This is a genomic window from Stenotrophomonas sp. YJH_SMC_25 (assembly GCF_059369595.1).
The window spans coordinates 225,694-242,831 of sequence record NZ_JCAFSV010000004.1 but is presented as its reverse complement, the minus strand read 5'-3'; the positions used below and the strand labels follow the sequence as shown (position 1 = coordinate 242,831).

Here is a 17,138-nt window from a genome sequence, read left to right as displayed (position 1 = left end):
GTTTCCGCGTGCGAAAAGCAGTCGACTAACAGTCGACTCTACCCAGTCGATCCCATCGGGTCGATTCAATTCAGTCGATTCAATTCAGTTGATTCAATTCAGTCGATCGGGCGGCGTCGTTGGAATGTGGCATGGGTCGATTCTCCACACAATCCTCCACACCTTTTTTCGATCTTCCACAGGTTTCTTAAGCGGCGTGTCATCGGCGCGGACCAGCATGGACACGTCGCCGCAGAGTGGGCTGGGAGGCCCTCGGCGGCAGCAGGCGTGTAGTGACCGTTCCTCCCTTGGCGTTTCCCTTCGCAGTAAACCCTTCAGGAGAAGATCATGATCAAGTACAAGACCCTGGCCGCGCTGGTTGCCACCGCGCTGCTCGCTACCGTTGGCGCCGCCTCCGCGCAGACCGTTACCGGCGGCGGCGCTTCGCTGCCGGCCGACCTCTACAAGGGTTCGTCCGACAGCATCCTGCCAGCGAACTTCACCTACGCCGTGACCGGTTCGGGCACCGGCAAGAAGGCCTTCCTGGAAAACAACTCGCTGCTGTTCTCGACCACCGGCACCGTGCACTTCGCCGGCAGCGATTCGGTGCTGAGCAGCACCGAGCTGAGCACCTACACCACCAACTTCAACCAGCCGACCAACGCCAACCGCTACGGCGCGCTGATCCAGGTGCCGTCGGTGGCCACGTCGGTCACCATTCCGTTCAACAAGGCCGGTTCGGCGGTGGACCTGAGCGTGGCGCAGATCTGCGGCGTGTTCTCGGGTGCGATCAGCGACTGGTCGACCATCGATGCCAACCGCAGCGGCCCGATCCAGGTGGTGTACCGCCCGGAAAGCAGCGGCACCAGCGAAATGTTCAGCCGCTTCCTGACTGCGGCCTGTGCGGCTGAGAACGCTGGTACCTCGAACCTGGTGGGTGGCAAGTTCGCCATCAAGTCGACCTTCGCCGACCTGTACAAGCGCGATGCCAACGGCAACCTGCCGGCGTTCCTGGTGGCCGCGCCGGCCACCGGTGGCACCTCGCTGTACAACGCTGTCTACGCTGCTGAAGGCCGTATCGGTTACGTTGGCCCGGACGTGATCCCGAGCGTGACCGACGCGACCAAGGTCGCCAAGGTCAAGGGCTTCTCGCCGGATCAGGTGAGTGTGCAGGCGACCCTGGACACCGTCGCTCCGCCGACCGGTACCGCTGCCGAGGACCCCGCCAACTGGGTGCCGGTGTTCGGCAACCCGTCGGCCGGCTATCCGATCGCCGGCTACACCAACCTGGTGATCGGCCAGTGCTACAAGGATTCGAGCGTCGCCACCAGCCTGCGCGGCTTCCTGGCCCGCCACTATCCGGCGACCTACACCGTCGCGTATGAGAAGTCGATCACCGACCACGGCTTCATCCCGCTGACCAAGGCCTGGCGCGATGCGATCCGCAACCGTTTCGTGCTGGCCAGCAGCACTGCCGGCCTGAACAATCCCAGCACCTGCGCCGGCATCGGTCGTCCGCTGTAATCCGCAGCACGGGTTGAATCCTGCTTGACCCGACGCCGGCCCCTGGGCCGGCGTCGCCATTTCCGCGACGGTGCGGCCGCCGCAGTGTTTCGCTGTCGGCTTCGTGTCACGTGAACCGTCTATCAGTGGCAGGGCATGCGTTGCGCGTGCCTCCCCGATCGTCGCCGCAGCCGCGGCCCACCAGGTTGATGAGGTTCCGATGTCGCACCCGCTCCCGTCCGCTGTTCATCCGGCCGCGCCGATGCGCCGCAATCATCCGATGGCGTGGGCCATCGCGGTCGCCTTGGGCAGCATGGTGGCCCCGGTCAGCCAGGCGCAGCAGGCGTTCAGCCCGGGCTGGTTCGCCGAGCGGGGCGCGGCCCAGGGCAGCGCGGCACAGAGCGGCCGGATGCCCAACGGGGTGCCGATCCAGTTCCAGTTGCCGGCCCAGCAGCAGGATGCAGCACGGCAGAAGCTGCAGCAGTCGATCGACAACCTCGGTACGGCTGCGCAGGCGATTGCCCTGCAGCAGCGCCTGCAGGAACAGGCGCGGCAGGCGCGCCGCGAGGCTGGCTTCATCGTTGCTGATGGCCTGGGTAAGGATGGCCTGAGCGTCGACCAGAACCCGCTGACCCGCGGCTGGCTCAATGCGCGCGACGCGATCCAGTCGCAGGGCAGCGACGGGCGGGTGCAGGTTACGGTCGAGCAGACCGCGGACAAGGCGATCCTGAACTGGGAGACGTTCAATATCGGCGGCAACACCACGCTGAACTTCCTGCAGAACCCTGACTGGGCAGTCCTGAACCGCGTCAATGATCCGCAGGCGCGGCCCAGCCATATCCTGGGCCAGCTGAAGGCCAATGGCACGGTGTTCGTGGCCAACCGCAACGGGGTGGTGTTCGGCAACAACAGCCAGGTCAATGTACGCAATCTGCTGGCGGCTGCAGCACGGATCAGCGATGCGCAGTTCCGTGACAACGGCCTGTACAGCCCCGACGCCAGCAGCAGCGCGCTCAGCGATGCATTTGGCAAGGTGATGGTGGAGCAGGGTGCCCGCATCGCGACCCATGAGCCGACCAGCGCGACGCGCGGCGGTGGCTACGTGCTGCTGGCCGGGCACAGCGTGGAGAATGCTGGCCATATCGAGGCGCGCAAGGGCCAGGTGCAACTCGCTGCCGGTGACAGTTTCGTGATCCGGCGCGGCGTGGGTACGGCGACCAATACCAGCTCCACCACCCGCGGCAATGAAATCGCGCCGCGCTTCGTCGCTGGCAGCACGGCGGGCAGCGTGCGCAACACCGGTCTGCTACGCGCCCGCGAGGGTGACGTGACCCTGGCCGGGCGCAACGTCGAGCAGGCCGGTGTGGCCGTGGCCAGCACCACGCTGGCGCAGCGCGGCACCGTGCATCTTCTGGCTTCGACCAGTGATGCCGGCAGCAGCGTCACGCTTGCCGATGGAGCCACCACGGCGGTGCTGGTCGAGGACGATGGCAAGGCCACGGTGCTGGATACGCAGCGCAACAGCCTCATCAAGGAGTCGGCAGAGCAGGACGCGATCCGCGCCGGCGCGCGCTCGGCAACCTTCGACAATCTGTCCCAGCACAATGATCGCCGGGACCAGTCGCGGGTGGAGATCGTCTCGGGTGGCAACATCCATTTCAGTGCGGATTCGCTGACGGTTGCCACGGGCGGCCAGATCATCGCCGACGCGGCAGCCCGCAGCTACGTAGACGACGCGGCACGCGTGGATGTTTCCGGCGCAGTGGGCGTACAGGTGTCGATGGAAAGCAACAATGTCCAGGTCAAGGTGCAGGGCAACGAACTGCGCGATGCCCTGGACAACCGCGACAGCGGCAAGCTGACCAGCAGCGAGGTCTGGGTCGACCGCCGCAGGCTGGTCCACGTTCCGGCCGGTACCGGGGGCTACGCGGGTGAGCGCTGGTACGCGGCGGGTGGCCTGCTGGAAGTGGGCGGCTACCTTGACAACCAGGGGCACTCGATCGGCGAATGGGCCGCGCAGGGAGGCACCGTCCTGCTGGGCGGCAGGGAGGTGATCACGCATGGCGGCTCACGCATCAACCTTGCCGGTGGCAGCCTGGATGTGCAGAGCGGCGTGATCCGGCAGAGCTGGGTGCGCGGCGTCGATGGCCAGGTCTACCGCCTTGATGACGCGCCGGCGGAGATGCGGTTCGATGGCCTGTACAGCGGCCATGAAGTAAAGCAGGAGCGCTGGGGCATCACCGAGACCTTCCGTGATCCGATTGTATTCGCGGCGCGGCGTGTCGATAACGGATACACGGTCGGCCGCGATGCAGGACGCCTGATCATCTCCGCACCGACCGCGGTGCTGGATGGAAAGGTTGAGACGGCTACCTTCCAGGGCGCGCAGCAGAACCGCAGGCCGGATACCGCGCTGGAGGGTTATGCGCAGGCGCAGACGGCGGTCGCGCGCAATGCGCAGCTGTACCTGGGGCGCTACGACGGCCAGGGCCGCAGCGGTGTGTTTGGCTCGGATGTGCGCCTGGATGACAAGGCTCGGACGAAGGCCGCGTGGTCGCTGCTGGCCCCGGTCAACGAAGAGCGGCGTGGCACCGTGTGGCTGGATATCGCAGAGCTGAGTGCCCAGCAGTGGGGACGGATCGACCTGGCGACCGCTGATCGCATCCGCATCGACGGCAGCCTTCGGCTTCAGGCAGGCGGACAGCTCAACCTGACCGGCAGCGAGGTGGAACTGGCAGGCGACATCGGCATCGCCGGCGGCCAGCTGTCGGCGGGCAACCTGCTGGATGTGCAGGGCCGGCCGACGGCGTTGCTGCACGATGGCCGCGCCCGCACCGCCATCGCCGACGGCACGCGGATCGATCTCTCCGGTGAATGGAGCAATGCGTCACTGGCGATGCCGCGCGACGCGAGCGGTGCCTGGACGGATGGCGGCCGCCTGAGCTTGAGCAATAGTCATGACGTGGCCGTGGGCGCCAAGGCAACGGTTGACGTCGAGGCCGGTGCTGCGCTGGACCTGCGCGGCAAAGCCCATATCGGCAAAGGCGGCAGCGTCAGCCTGCAGGCGAACAGCAGTACGGTGACGACCGACGGCAGTGGCCGGGTGCAACTGGGCGACGGAAGCCGGTTCAGTGGTCGAGGACAGGGCGGTGGTTCCTTCTCGCTGGGGACCGGTGGCCAGGTGCGGCTGGGCGATGCGGACCTGGCGGGCACATCGCTGCGACTGGACCCCGGCCTGTTCGGCAGTGGCTTCGCGCAGTACGACATCAATGGCCACCACGGTGTGGAGGTGGCCGATGGCGCGCGGCTGGTCGCTGCCCTGCCAGGCCTGCGCCTGACCCAGGACGCGCGGATGGCGACCGACCGGGCGTCCGCACTGGCAGCGTGGGACGCGCCGCTGTACAGCGCCGATCCGTCGAGCGGGCGCGTCAGCCAGCGCGCGGGTGCGAGCATCAGCCTGCGTTCGGAGCGCAACAGCGTGGGCGGTGACCTGCGGGTTGGCAAGGATGCACTGGTGGCGGTTGATCCAGGGCAGACGATCTCGCTGCTCGGTGCAGGCAACATCGATGTTGAAGGCACGCTGCGCGCGAAGGGCGGCCGCATCCTGATCGACGATGTGCGCCCGGAAAACGCGCTGTACGCCGGGCAGCGCACCGAACGCACCTGGCGTTTCGCCGAGGGCGCGCTGCTGGATGCCGATGCAGACGCGATGTCGCTGCCCGATCCCAGCGGCCGCCTGCGCGGGCAGGTGCGCGCAGGTGGGCGCATCGAGATTGGCGGGGCGCTGGACTGGGAGACCACCGCATTCGTCGACAACCGACCACCGGAAGCCTTCGTGGTGGTCGAACGCGGTGCGCGCCTGCAGGCGCGCGGCGCGTCGGCCGAACTGGACATCGATGGCCAGGGCCGCGTGCGCGTGGACAGCGACGGCGGGCAGATCGTGCTGCGTTCGGCCAACGCGCTGTACCTGGAGGGCGGGATGGACGCGGCCGCCGGTGGTGCCGGCGCACGCGGCGGCACGCTTGGCCTGGCCTTTGGCGGGAGCATCCATGCACGTGGCGCCAGCGACGAGGTACTGCGAGCGCGTGCGATCAGCCTCAGCCAGCACAGCGCACCGGCGCAGCCACTGCCGGCCGCATTGGAATATGGCCACGCCGCGTTGTCGGTCGAGCAGCTGCAAGCCGGCGGTTTCGACAACCTGTCCGTGTTCGGTGACATCCGCGCGGTCGGCGACGTCGACCTGCGCCTGGCCCAGAGCCTGCGCATCCATGGCCAGGGCACTTCGAGCCTGGGCATGGCCGTGGATGCCGGGCTATCGTCTGGGCTGCGACTGAGTGCGCCCTATGTTCGCCTGGCGCAGGCACGCTGGCGCCAGATGCCGGGCGAGAACCTGCAGGGCACCGCCGCGGTCGCTTCGTCCGGGCCGGAAGATCACGCGCTGGCGGTGCAGGCCGAGCTGATCGACATCCGCGACGTCACCTGGCTGCCGGGTTTCAAGCATGTGGCGCTGGAAAGCCGCAGTGACGTGCGCCTGACCAACGGCATTGCCAGCAGTGGCAACACCAGCGCGTTGATGACGGCTGGTTCGATGGACGTGACCGCTGCGCGCCTGTACCCCACCACAGGCGCGGTCGGCACGCTGGTGGCCGGCGCGTCGGCGCAGACCGTGCAGACCGCTGATTACTGGGCCGATCCGGATGCCGTGCTGCGCATCCACGGCACCGGTGCGGCCACGAAGCCGGCGCCGGAATCGGTGCTGGGTACGCTTCGCCTGGTGGCTGCCACGGTGCAGCAGGGCGGCAACGTACAGGCGCCGATGGGCACGCTGCAGCTGGGTGGCCTTATCCAGAACGGAACCGTCGGCAGCCGGGTGGAACTGCTGCCAGGCAGCGTCACCTCGACCAGTGGCGCCGGCTTGTCGCTGCCCTATGGTGGCACCGTCGATGGTGTCGACTGGCGGATCGGTACGCGCAGCCTGGGTTCGCTGACGCCGGCCGGCATCTCCTCGATGGGGGTGACCCTGAAGGCGAATGAGATCGAGGTGGCGCCGGGGGCCCTGCTGGACATGTCCGGCGGTGGTGAGTTGACCGGTGCCGCCTTTGTGTCAGGACGCGGTGGCTCTGTCGACGTGCTGCGAACGGCGTTGGCCGACGCCAATCCGCGCTATGGATTCAGTGCGTCGGGCAACCCGGTGTATGCGATCGTGCCGGGACGCGCCGGGACATTTGCCCCCAGCGGCGAGGAAGGATTCGCCGCACCGGCCGTGGGCCAGCAGATCACCGTGCCGGCGGGCGTGCCCGGCCTGGCGGCAGGCACCTACACGCTGATGCCGGCCAGCTATGCGCTGCAGCCCGGTGCATTCCGGGTTGAGCTGGGCGCCACCGGCACCTCGGGCATCGCGCAACCCATCGCGACCGGTACCGGCACCTGGCGTGTGTCCGGGCAGCAGCGCACGGCGCTGGGCGCGGCAATCTCGCCGTTGCTCACCGACATCCTGCTGACCCCCGCCGCAGTAGTACGCCGGCACTCGGGCTACAACGAAACCTCCTACAACAGCTTCGCGCAATCGGTGGCCGACCGCCGCGGCGAGTCGCGTGGCTGGCAGACCATCGATGCGCTCGGGTTGACCCTTGCGTTGGGCGAAGGCGCAGGTCGTGCAGACACGCCTGCCATCCGCTTCGCCGGCACCGCGCGGTTCGGCGCCGCCACCGACAACGGGCGAGGCGGCACGCTGACAGCCACGTTGGCCAGCCCGGCGGTCGGTTCACTGGAGATCGTCGACGGCGGTGCGCAATCGCAGGCGCGTGATCGCGGTGCCACCTTCAGCGACGACGCGCTCAATGCCTTCCTGCCGGCGCGGATGATGATCGGCGGGCAGTTCAACCAGGAGGCCTCGCAGGTGGCGGTGACCGGCCAGGCGCGCAGCGTGGCGATCCGTTCCGGCGTCACCTTGAACGCACCGGAAGTGCTGGTGGCAGCGGCCTCCGGTGGCAGCGGCGTGCTGGTCGAGGCCGGTGCGACCCTCGATACACTGCCGTTCGCATCCGCCAACGCGAATGCCAGCGCGACCCTGCCTTACCAGGTCTCCGGCGGCCTGCTGGCGGTGTCCAACCAGCGCCTGAACCTGATCACCGGCACCACCGGGGTGGAGGCCGGTCCAGTGGCGATCGACATCGGGGGGTGCCAGACGGCGTGCGACGGCCAGACCCGGCTGGTTTCCGATGGCAGCATCGCGGTAGCGACCGATGGCGCGCTGCAGATGCGCGACTCGGCCAGCTATGGCACCCGTCAGCTCGGCCTGAGCATGGCGGCGCTGAACCTCGGCAGTGCCGAAGCGATCGCCCTGGCCGCTGCGGCAGGGGCGCTGCCCAGTGGCATGACCATGAACCAGTCCGTGCTGCAGCAACTGCTGCGCGGCAATGATGCCACCGGCGCGCCGGCGCTGGACACGCTGAGCCTGGTCGCGCGGGACTCTGTCAACGTGTTCGGCAGCGTCGACCTGGACGCGCGCGACAGTGCCACCGGCCGCAGTGGCCTGCAGACGCTCGTGCTTGGTGCGCAGGCCATCCGCGGCTACGGTGCTGCGACTGACCGGGCGCGCATCCTGGTGGACACGCTGGTCTGGGACGGCTCATTGGCGGCGAGTCAAGCGCCGGGCAGTGACGCGTCGGTGCCGCCGGCCGATCCGATGGTGGACCGGCTCGGCGCCGGGCAGCTGGACATCTTTACCCGCCAGCTGCAGCTGGGGCGGGCGCCATTCAGCCGTCCCAGTTCTGAAGTACCTGCGAACCGGCAGGTGCTCGGATTCAGTGCGCTGAACCTGAGTGCTTCGGAGCAGCTGTCGTTCTCCGCGCAGGGCACGCTGGACGTGTTCCAGCAGCGCGGCGACTATCTGGCCGACAAGGGCTGGCAGTACAGCGGAGGCAGCCTGGGTATCGATACACCGCTGTTGACGGCCGATCCCGCCGCGCGGCTGCGCGTGCGCACCGGCGGCGACTTCCGCCTGCAGGGGGGCACCGGCAAGGCGGGTGGCGATGCACTGGGCAGTGAGCTGAGCATCGACGCCAACCGGATCACGCTGGACAGCACGGTCGCGCTGGCGTCCGGACGGCTGGCGGCGAACGCACGCCAGGGCATCACGCTTGGCAGCCGGGCCGCGTTGGATCTGGCCGGACGCAAGGTCTCGCTGTACGACGTGGACAAGTTCAGCTGGGGCGGCGATGTCCTGCTGTCCAGCGACACGGGTGACATCCGCGCCGATGCGGCCTCCCGCATCGATGTTTCCGCACGCAACAACCGCGGCGGACGCCTGACGGTCACCGCAATGGCCGGCCGAGCCGATCTGGCCGGTGTTCTGCAGGGTGCCGCCAGTGGTCGCTACGATGCCGGTGGCACGCTGGTGCCCTACGACGGTGGCGAACTGGTGGTGCGGGCACGCCAGCTGCAGGACTTCGCCGGCCTCAACCAGCGATTGACCGCCGGCGGCGTCGTCGGCGGTCGCAGCTTCCAGATCGGTGAGGGCGATCTGCGGATCGGCGACGAAGTGAAGGCGCGCCGGGTCGACATCAGTGTCGACGCGGGCAGCCTGACCGTGGCCGGCCGCATCGATGCCAGCGGCGAGCAGGTCGGCAGCATCCGCCTGTACGCCCGCGATCAGTTGCAGGTGGACGGCACGCTGGACGCGCACGGTACCGGCCTTCGCGTGGACAGCCATGGCAAGATCATCGACAGTCCAAACCGGGCCACCATCACGCTGGGCAGCGCCGAAGGTGCCGTCGGCCTGGGCAGCGCGGCGCAGCTGGACCTGCGTGCGGGCAGCGATGTTACCGTCGGTGGACGTCCTGGCCAGAACGATGGCACCCCGCGCGGCACGCTGAAGATCGATGTGCCGCGGCTGGGCAGCAACGACGCGGCGATTGCCGCGGCCACCGGCCTGCGCATCGATGGCGCGGCCGACATCCAGCTCAATGGTGTTCGCCGCTACGACGATGCGCCCCTGGCAGCCACCGCTGACGTGCGCGGCAACCGCGCGCAGCTGGTCACCCAGCAGTGGCTGGACCAGGTGGTCGATCCGCACAGCGTGGCCTGGATCGATGCTGCGCTGGACAACGCGGGTCTGCAGCAGCGCACGCGGGCGCTGGGCGATGTCCGCCTTCGTCCCGGCGTGCAGGTGCTGGCGCGGCGCAGCGACGCCAACCCGGACGGCGACCTGACCATTGCCGGCGACATCGATCTGTCCGGCTACCGCTACGGGCCCGAAGCCAACCGCGCCGATCCATCGCGGCGTGGCTTCGGCGAATCGGCCTCGCTGGTGCTGCGGGCCGAAGGCAACATCAACGTCTACGGCAGCATCAACGATGGGTTCGCACCGCCGCCGTCCACGCCGGATGAGGGTGGCTGGCAGCTGTATGAGGGTCGCAATGGCAGCGCGGGGCAAACCCCCTTTGGCGGCGGCCTGGTGGTGCCGGTGGACGGAGTGAAGCTGCAGCCCGGCACCGAGTTCCAGGCCGGCACCCGCCTGAACTATGACGTGCCGGTCGAATCGGTAACGCTTCCGGTCGGTACCGTGCTGCCCGCGCCGATGGTGATCTCGCAGAACCTGCGCCTGCCAGCGGGCACGGTGCTGGGTGCGGCGGTGACCACCGACTCCGGGCAGACGCTGGCGGCGGGCACCGTGCTGCAGCAGCCGCTGGTGTTGGCGGCCGGTGCGCGCCTGGGGGCCGGCTTCCGCCTGCGCAGTGCCGTACAGATGGCGGCACAGGAATGGCCCGCCGGCGCGACGCTGCCGGTTGCGTTGCGCCTGGCACGGGAAGTCGAGCTCAAGGTGGGCGCGTACATCCCATCGTTGACCAAGGTGGAGTTGCCCGGCAACGGGCCGGTGAATCTGCGGGCGGCCGATGCCGGCGGCAACCAGGGGCGCAACTGGGCGCTGGCGCCGATGCTGGCCGAGGGCACCACCTCCTGGGACCTGACCGTGGTTGCCGGTGCCGATACCGGGGCAGCCGACCCACGCAGCCGGCGCTGGGGCAGTGAAGGCAGCGTGGTGCTGGCCGACACCCACCAGGGCTCGATCGGTACGGTCAAGACCGAAATCATCTGGGTGGGTGATCGTGCGTTGACTGAGCGGGCATCGCTGGACTGGATCGGCGACACCTCCTATGCAGGCCGTCCGATCGCGGAGCTGGCCGACATGTTCGGCTTCACCGAAGACGAGTTCTGCGCGATGTCGGCCGACTACTGCGGCCCGGCCCCCCGCCAGGTGGCCGCGCAGGGCTCGCTGGATTACTGGGGCGACGAGTCCTACGTAGGCACCCCTGCGAAGGACTTCGCCGCGATGTTTGGCATGACCGAAGACGAGTTCTGCAGCACCGCGCCCACCTACTGCGCCGGCGGCGGCACGCAGACCGAAGTGACCACCTACGGCAAGCGCGCGGGCACGCCGGCCTGGAGCGTGCTGCGCACCGGCAAGGGTGACCTGGAACTGCTCGCTGCCGGTGATGTCGTGATGAAGTCCGGCTTCGGTGTGTACACGGCGGGCACTCCCACCACGCTGGGCGAGGGCCGCGACGCTGCCTTCAATTCGCCCCGTGCAGCAGCCCCCAGGAACACCGCACTGCTGGGGCCGAACCTGGTGCCGGGCAGCTATGATGCTGCGTTGGCCGGCTACCGGGCCTGGTATCCCGATCATGGTGGCAACCTGCGCGTCGAAGCCGGGCGCGATATCGTCGGTGACGTCTGGACCGCGCGCGCAGAGTCGGGCACCAGCGAGCGCGACTGGGCGCTGTACTCCAGTGCCGCGGTCGGCAATTGGCTGTGGCGGCAGGGAACCGGCAGCACCACCGGCGTGGAGCCGGTGCCGACCAGCTGGTGGGTGAACTTTGGCGCCTACACCAACGTGTCCGCTGCTGCTGGCGCCTCTCCGCGGATGGTCGGCTTCACCGGTTTCGGCACATTGGGCGGCGGCAACCTGACGCTGGAGGCCGGGCATGACGCCGGCGTGCGCGATGCGATAGGTGACGCGCTGGATTCGACGATCGCACCGCGCTCGGGAGCGATCATCGCGGCGGTGGGATCGACCGGCCGGGTCAGCGATGGCCAGCTGCACCTGACCGGCGGCGGCGACCTGCAACTGCGTATCGGTGGCGCACTGAATCCGAATCTGCGGGCGACGTTCTCCAGCCTCAATGCCTCCAGGGCGGGACAGAATCTCGACCTCAACGGTACCTTCAGCAATCTGCGTGGCAGCCTGCAGCTGGATGCGGGACGCATCGGTGCAATGGGCGTCACCCTGGAAAGCTACGCGACGCTGGGCCAGCTGCGTGCGGCCGATCTGTTCGCCGCCGACGCCGCTCGCCCGATGGGCGGGCCGGTGCTGGTGCTGGGCGATGCGGTCGCGCAGCTGCAGGCGCGGGGCGATGTGGTGCTCGGCGGCGTCGCCGATGCCGGCCGGGTTCCGCTGGCCAACTACAGCGCGGTGCTGCTGGATGATGGCGCGCGCGCTGCAGGCAGTACGTGGTTCTCGCTGTGGACCGCCAACACGGCCGTGGATCTGTTCAGTGCCGGTGGTGACCTCGCGCCAGGCCTCGCCGGGCCGGAAAACGTGACGGGCAGCAATCTGTGGCGCGAGCAGGTCCAGCTTGTTGTGCGTGGCGGTGATGATCTGCTGAATTACTGGCTCTATCCTTCGCGCTTCAGCGCGATTGCTGCGCAGGGTGACATCAAGCTGGACCGGATCAGCACCACGCCGGGGACGCAGGATGTGATCCTGCTGGCACCCTCGGCGACAGGACGGTTGGACGTCCTGGCCGGTGGCGGCATCTTCGCCCAGCCTGGCGCGACCCAGATCGCGCGCTCGGCCAGTGACGCGCGCCTGCCGGGACCCTTCGACCCGGCATTCATGGCCGAGCAGGGGGATTCCGCAGGCAATGTGACCCGCACGCGGCACAACCTGTCGGTCGACGGCAACATTGCATCGCCGGACGCGTCGCTTCCGCTGTTTGCGTTCGGTCCGAATACTCCGCTGTCCTCCGTGTCTGCGGCCCTGGCGCCGAGCCGTTTCTACGCGGTGCAGGGCGACATTATCGGCCTGGCCACCGGCGCCCGGCGCACGCTGAATCCCAACGCGGGGCAGCGCACGCAGTTGAACTGGTCCGAGGCCGCCGGCGCCGTGCAACTGCGGGCAGGCCGGGACATCCTCGGGGTGTCGATGACCGCGTTGAACACCGCGCCCACCGACATCACGGTGGCGGCGGCAGGCCGCGACATCGTGCATCTGAACGCGACCATCGCTGGCCCCGGCAACACCGAGATCAGTGCCGGCCGCCAGCTGCGCCAGGAGGATGCGGGCAGCATCGTCAGCCTCGGTGGCATCGTGCAGGGCGACACCCGTCCCGGCGCCAGCATCGCGCTGACGGCCGGCAACCAGCAGATCGACTTCGCGGCCCTGCGTGCCCGTTATCTGGACCCAGTCAACCTTGCCGATCCCGCGCAATCGCTTGCATCGCAGCCGGGCAAGGCAGTCAAGGTCTACAACCAGGAGCTGAAGCAGTGGCTGCAGCAGCGCTTCGGCGTGGCCGCCGATGGCGACGCGGCGCTGGCTGCGTTCGATGCGTTGCCGCAGGAACAGCAGCGCATCTTCCTGCGCCAGATCTACTACGCCGAGCTGCGTGAAGGTGGCCGCGAGTACACCGATGCCGAAGGCCCGCGCTTCGGTTCGTACCTCCGTGGGCGCGAGGCGATCGCCACGCTGATGCCGGACAGGAATGCTGCCGGAACGGCCATCGACCGCACCGGCGACATCGTGATGTACGGCGGCTCCGGCGTGCGTACCGAAGCCGGCGGCAACATCGAGCTGATGGCGCCGGGCGGGCAGATCGTGGTGGGTGTGCAGGGTGTGGTGCCGCCGGCCAGTGCCGGCCTTGTCACCCAGGGGCAGGGCGATATCCGCCTGTTCAGCCAGGACAGCGTGCTGCTGGGCCTGTCGCGGGTGATGACCACGTTCGGCGGCGACATCCTGGCGTGGTCGGAGCAGGGTGACATCAATGCCGGTCGCGGTTCGCAGACGACGCTGCTGTACACGCCACCGCGTCGCGTCTATGACGGCTGGGGCAATGTGATCCTGTCGCCGCAGGCTCCCGCCAGTGGCGCCGGCATCGCGACCTTGAACCCCATCGCCGAAGTACGACCGGGCGACGTCGACCTGATCGCGCCGCTGGGCACCATCGACGCGGGCGAAGCGGGTATCCGTGTCTCCGGCAACATCAACCTAGCGGCGTTGCAGGTACTCAATGCAGCCAACATCCAGGTGCAGGGTGAGAGCAAGGGCCTGCCGGTGCTGGCCACGGTGAACGTGAATGCGCTGGCTTCGGCCAGTGCGGCAGCCAACAGCGCCAGCCAGGCCGCACAGGATGTGATGCGCAAGAGCCAGGATGATGCACGGCGCAACCAGCCGTCGGTGATCAGCGTGCAGATCCTCGGCTTCGGCAGTGGCACCAGCAGCATCAACCCGCCGGCGCGTGGCAACACTGCCAACAGCGGTTATGACGCCAACAGTGCCTTCCAGTTCCCGCAGGCAAGTCGCGACGAGGGCACGCAGCGCCGGTAGGTGCGGACCTTGGTCGGCACATGTTGCTGCCCACCAAGGTCGGCAGTAGATCCACGCCATGCGTGGATGCGACCGGGCCGAAAGAACGAACAGCATCGGGCCAGCCGCCACGGAACGGCAGCGGCCCCAGCCAGGATGGCACGGAGGGCAGGGAGCGGCCATCAGCGGTGAGGACCACCAACACGGCGCCGCCGGGTGCAGGAGAGCACCCGGCGGCAGGCTCGGCAGTAGATCCGCGCCATGCGTGGATGGCTGGGCCAGCCTCAGTGCCGACCAACGGTCGGCACCCACCAGGGCAGGCCGGGCAGTAGAAGCCGCTCGGCAGTAGATCCACGCCATGCGTGGATGGCTGGGCCAGCCTCAGTGCCGACCAAGGTCGGCACCCACCAAAGCAGGCCGGGCAGTAGAAGCCGCTCGGCAGTAGATCCACGCCATGCGTGGATGGCTGGGCCAGCTTCAGTGCCGACCAAGGTCGGCACCCACCAGAGCGGGCTTGGCAGTAGATCCACGCCATGCGTGGATGCTTTGCCTGGAAGGAATCCTAAAGCTCCAGCACGCGCCGGTAACTCAACGGCCCACGCCCATCGCGCAGGCCCAACCGCAGTTCCAGCCCGGTGGCCGGCAGCACCTCGCCTTTGCTCGGTAGCAGCGCCCACCCGGCGCCCGGCTGCCAGGCGCGTACCTCGAATCGCTGCACATCCTGCGCCACCGCGATCCCCTTTGACGGATCCGGTGCGGGCAAAGGGTAGCGATCCGTCGCAGCGCCACTGGCCCGCCACAGCGTGCTTCCCTGTCGCCACCAGCGAACACGTTGCCAGCGCAACCCGTCGCTGCCCAAGCTGCGGGTGATCTCCAGCGCGAAGCTTCCATCCGGATGCCGTTCGCTCACCAGTGAAGGGGGTAGCAGGCGCTGAGGCTGATCCGCCGGGCGCACTGCGCCGTTCATCAGCGCGTCGTCGGCACGCATCTCGATGTCGCGCTGGAACTGCTGCAGCACGCGCAGCGCCGTCGTGGTCTCGGCATCGGCCCGGCGCAGGCGTTGGTCGCTGCTGGCCACGCTGTCCAGCGCACGCCAGCAGATCAGTGCCAGCACGCCCATGATGGTGATCGCGATCATCACCTCGATCAGTGTGAAACCTGCTGCGGTACGCTTCATTGCGCCGCCGTCCACGGCAGCTGCATCCGCGCCAGCGATTGCCGCGGTGCATCTTCGGCCACCACGCTGAGTTCCAGTTGCGGCTGTCCGTCACTCCCTGTGCCGATATGCTGCAGCACCAGGAAACTGCTGCGCCCCTGCACGCAGCGCTGCCGTGCATTCTGCGGCGGCTGCCCGGCCAGGCGCAGCTCCTGCCAGCGGTCCTGCGCACACATCAGTGCCAGCCGACGGTCGCGCAGGCGCGATTGATCATCGGTCGCCACCGCCACCGAACGCATCACCGCCGCCAGCGCAATCGAAACGATCGCCAATGCGATCAGCACTTCGATCAGGGTGAACCCGCGCATGTTCCGCTTCACTGCACGACCTGCAACTGTCCGCTGCCATCATCACGAAGACGCAGCTGGCGGCCCTGCAACGACAACCTCAGCTCCCACGCCACGCCGATCCACTCCGGGCTCAGTTCAATCGGCGTGGTCGGTTGCACCGCGATGCCCGCCGGTTGCCATTGCTGCGGACGCAGAAGGTCATCGCGCTGCACGTCAACCCAGCGGGTGCCTTCGCGGCAGCTGAAGCGGTAGCCGGCGGCGTCGGCCTGCCAGCGCAGGGGGCGGCCATCGATGCGCGCCTGGTCGCGCGCCACCTGCAGGCGCTGCGCCAGCCGTTCAGCTTCCTGCCGCAGCTGGCGCGCGGGGTCGAGCAGGCTGCCCAGGCCAAGGCCGATGCCCGCCGTGCAGATGCCGATGATCACCAGCACCACCATCAGTTCCAGCAGGGTAAAGCCACGCGGCACGTGCTGCATCGACGTTGCCTCCTGTCCAGGTCGATGCCTGCCAGCGTAGGCCCGCATGATGAAACAAAAGCGTCAGCGGCAGCTGCTAGCGTGGGCAGACACGAACGTGGCGATGGTGCGGAACATGGATGGCAGGCGCTGGGATCGCAATCGCATGTTGACCCTGCTGGCGGCGACGCTGCTGCTGGCGGTGGTGGCCTATTGGGGCGTGACCCTGTCTGCGGTGGCGCCAGCGGCCGCGGCCAGCGAGGCGAAAGCCGTGGCGCCGGTACGGCCGATGTTCGATGCAGTGGCCAGCCTGCCGCTGGTGCGGCTGCTGTCCCCCGGTGCAGTGCAGACCGAGGTGGTGGTGCTAGGCGTGATGGCCGGTGACCACGCGCCTTTGGCCCTGCTTTCGGTGGATGGACGCCCGGCGGAAGCGTATGCGCCCGGCCAACGACTCGGCCCCTGCACGGTGCTGGCCAGCATCAGTGCCAGCGCGGTCGAATTGAACCAGGCCGGGCAATCGCGCAGCCTGCCGGTGCCTGAGCTGCCGCCGGTGCCGAGCGATGGCATCGTGCCGGCCGCTCCATAGAGCCCAGCCTACGCTCGGCTGCGTCTGGAAGGACAGTCAAGCATGGCTCGAATCTACAAAATCCTGCCGGGCGTGGGCTCGGCTTCACGTCGGCGGAGGTTCAGCGCGCCGGACGCTGCGGTACCACCGAACGACCAAAGGCATCGCCCATGCGCTGTCGTGTGCCTTCCAGGTTGTACTGCATCAGCTGGTTACCGGGCTGCCGTATCAGGCGCTCGGCCTCGGGAAGCGTCGGTGATCTCGCCGCTTTCGATGCTGGCGCAAGTTTGCGCTGCAGGCAGTCCCAGGCCGGAATGCGCTCGCCATTGACCTGTACTTCGATGCAGGGCGCGGCGTCTTCGTGCTTCTTCGCCTCGTCGGCGCGCACCGGTGTCAACACCAGCAGCAAGGCAAGGGCGAGGGCAGCGCGCAGTTCCACCATCAGTGATTCACGCATCTCGAATCTTCCGCAGCAGTCGACGTTCTGCAATGAAGACGTGTGGAGAAGGCAGGGTCCGCCTGCGTGCGTTGCGGTGCCGTCAAAAGATGA

General features: G+C 68.3%; 7 protein-coding genes. 3 read left to right on the top strand and 4 right to left on the bottom strand.

The features are described from left to right. The first annotated feature begins 327 nt into the window (after positions 1-327). Positions 328-1,503 (top strand): substrate-binding domain-containing protein, encoded by a 1,176-nt coding sequence (locus AC5P7E_RS07650; protein ID WP_005409883.1) that lies wholly within the window; start codon positions 328-330, stop codon positions 1,501-1,503. A 199-nt stretch (positions 1,504-1,702) separates the two neighbouring features. Further along, on the top strand, positions 1,703-14,086 hold the full coding sequence (locus tag AC5P7E_RS07645; protein ID WP_114618337.1) for a filamentous hemagglutinin family protein: 12,384 nt from the start codon (positions 1,703-1,705) through the stop codon (positions 14,084-14,086). A gap of 541 nt (positions 14,087-14,627) precedes the next feature. Here the strand turns inward: AC5P7E_RS07645 and AC5P7E_RS07640 are convergent. From AC5P7E_RS07640 to gspH, 3 genes are read right to left on the bottom strand one after another with little or no spacing between them, the layout of a single operon-like run. Next, entirely contained in the window at positions 14,628-15,242 is a 615-nt protein-coding gene (locus tag AC5P7E_RS07640; RefSeq protein ID WP_012480441.1) for a prepilin-type N-terminal cleavage/methylation domain-containing protein, read from the bottom strand. Next, positions 15,239-15,589, bottom strand: coding sequence for a type II secretion system minor pseudopilin GspI (gene gspI / locus AC5P7E_RS07635; protein ID WP_171956704.1), 351 nt, complete (start codon positions 15,587-15,589; stop codon positions 15,239-15,241). Before gspI ends, AC5P7E_RS07640 begins: the two co-directional genes overlap by 4 nt. 8 nt (positions 15,590-15,597) lie before the next feature. Beyond that, a complete protein-coding gene (gene gspH, locus AC5P7E_RS07630; protein WP_114618338.1) occupies positions 15,598-16,044 on the bottom strand; it encodes a type II secretion system minor pseudopilin GspH in 447 nt (148 codons plus the stop codon). Positions 16,045-16,147: 103 nt separating this feature from the next. Here gspH and AC5P7E_RS07625 point away from each other — a divergent pair, with 103 nt between their 5' ends. Continuing rightward, the gene (locus AC5P7E_RS07625) at positions 16,148-16,609 is read left to right on the top strand and encodes a general secretion pathway protein (protein ID WP_197589593.1); all 462 of its coding nucleotides are present in this window, start codon (positions 16,148-16,150) and stop codon (positions 16,607-16,609) included. 100 nt (positions 16,610-16,709) lie between these two features. Here the strand turns inward: AC5P7E_RS07625 and AC5P7E_RS07620 are convergent, their stop codons facing one another. Beyond that, positions 16,710-17,045 (bottom strand): hypothetical protein, encoded by a 336-nt coding sequence (locus AC5P7E_RS07620; protein WP_114618339.1) that lies wholly within the window; start codon positions 17,043-17,045, stop codon positions 16,710-16,712. Positions 17,046-17,138 lie beyond the last annotated feature (93 nt).

Bases quoted from the DNA above. Each gene is read 5' to 3' on its own strand.
- AC5P7E_RS07650 (WP_005409883.1), top strand. From the start codon at position 328: ATGATCAAGTACAAGACCCTGGCCGCGCTGGTTGCCACCGCGCTGCTC.
- AC5P7E_RS07645 (WP_114618337.1), top strand. From the start codon at position 1,703: ATGTCGCACCCGCTCCCGTCCGCTGTTCATCCGGCCGCGCCGATGCGC.
- AC5P7E_RS07640 (WP_012480441.1), bottom strand. From the start codon at position 15,242: ATGAAGCGTACCGCAGCAGGTTTCACACTGATCGAGGTGATGATCGCG.
- gspI (WP_171956704.1), bottom strand. From the start codon at position 15,589: ATGCGCGGGTTCACCCTGATCGAAGTGCTGATCGCATTGGCGATCGTT.
- gspH (WP_114618338.1), bottom strand. From the start codon at position 16,044: ATGCAGCACGTGCCGCGTGGCTTTACCCTGCTGGAACTGATGGTGGTG.
- AC5P7E_RS07625 (WP_197589593.1), top strand. From the start codon at position 16,148: ATGGTGCGGAACATGGATGGCAGGCGCTGGGATCGCAATCGCATGTTG.
- AC5P7E_RS07620 (WP_114618339.1), bottom strand. From the start codon at position 17,045: ATGCGTGAATCACTGATGGTGGAACTGCGCGCTGCCCTCGCCCTTGCC.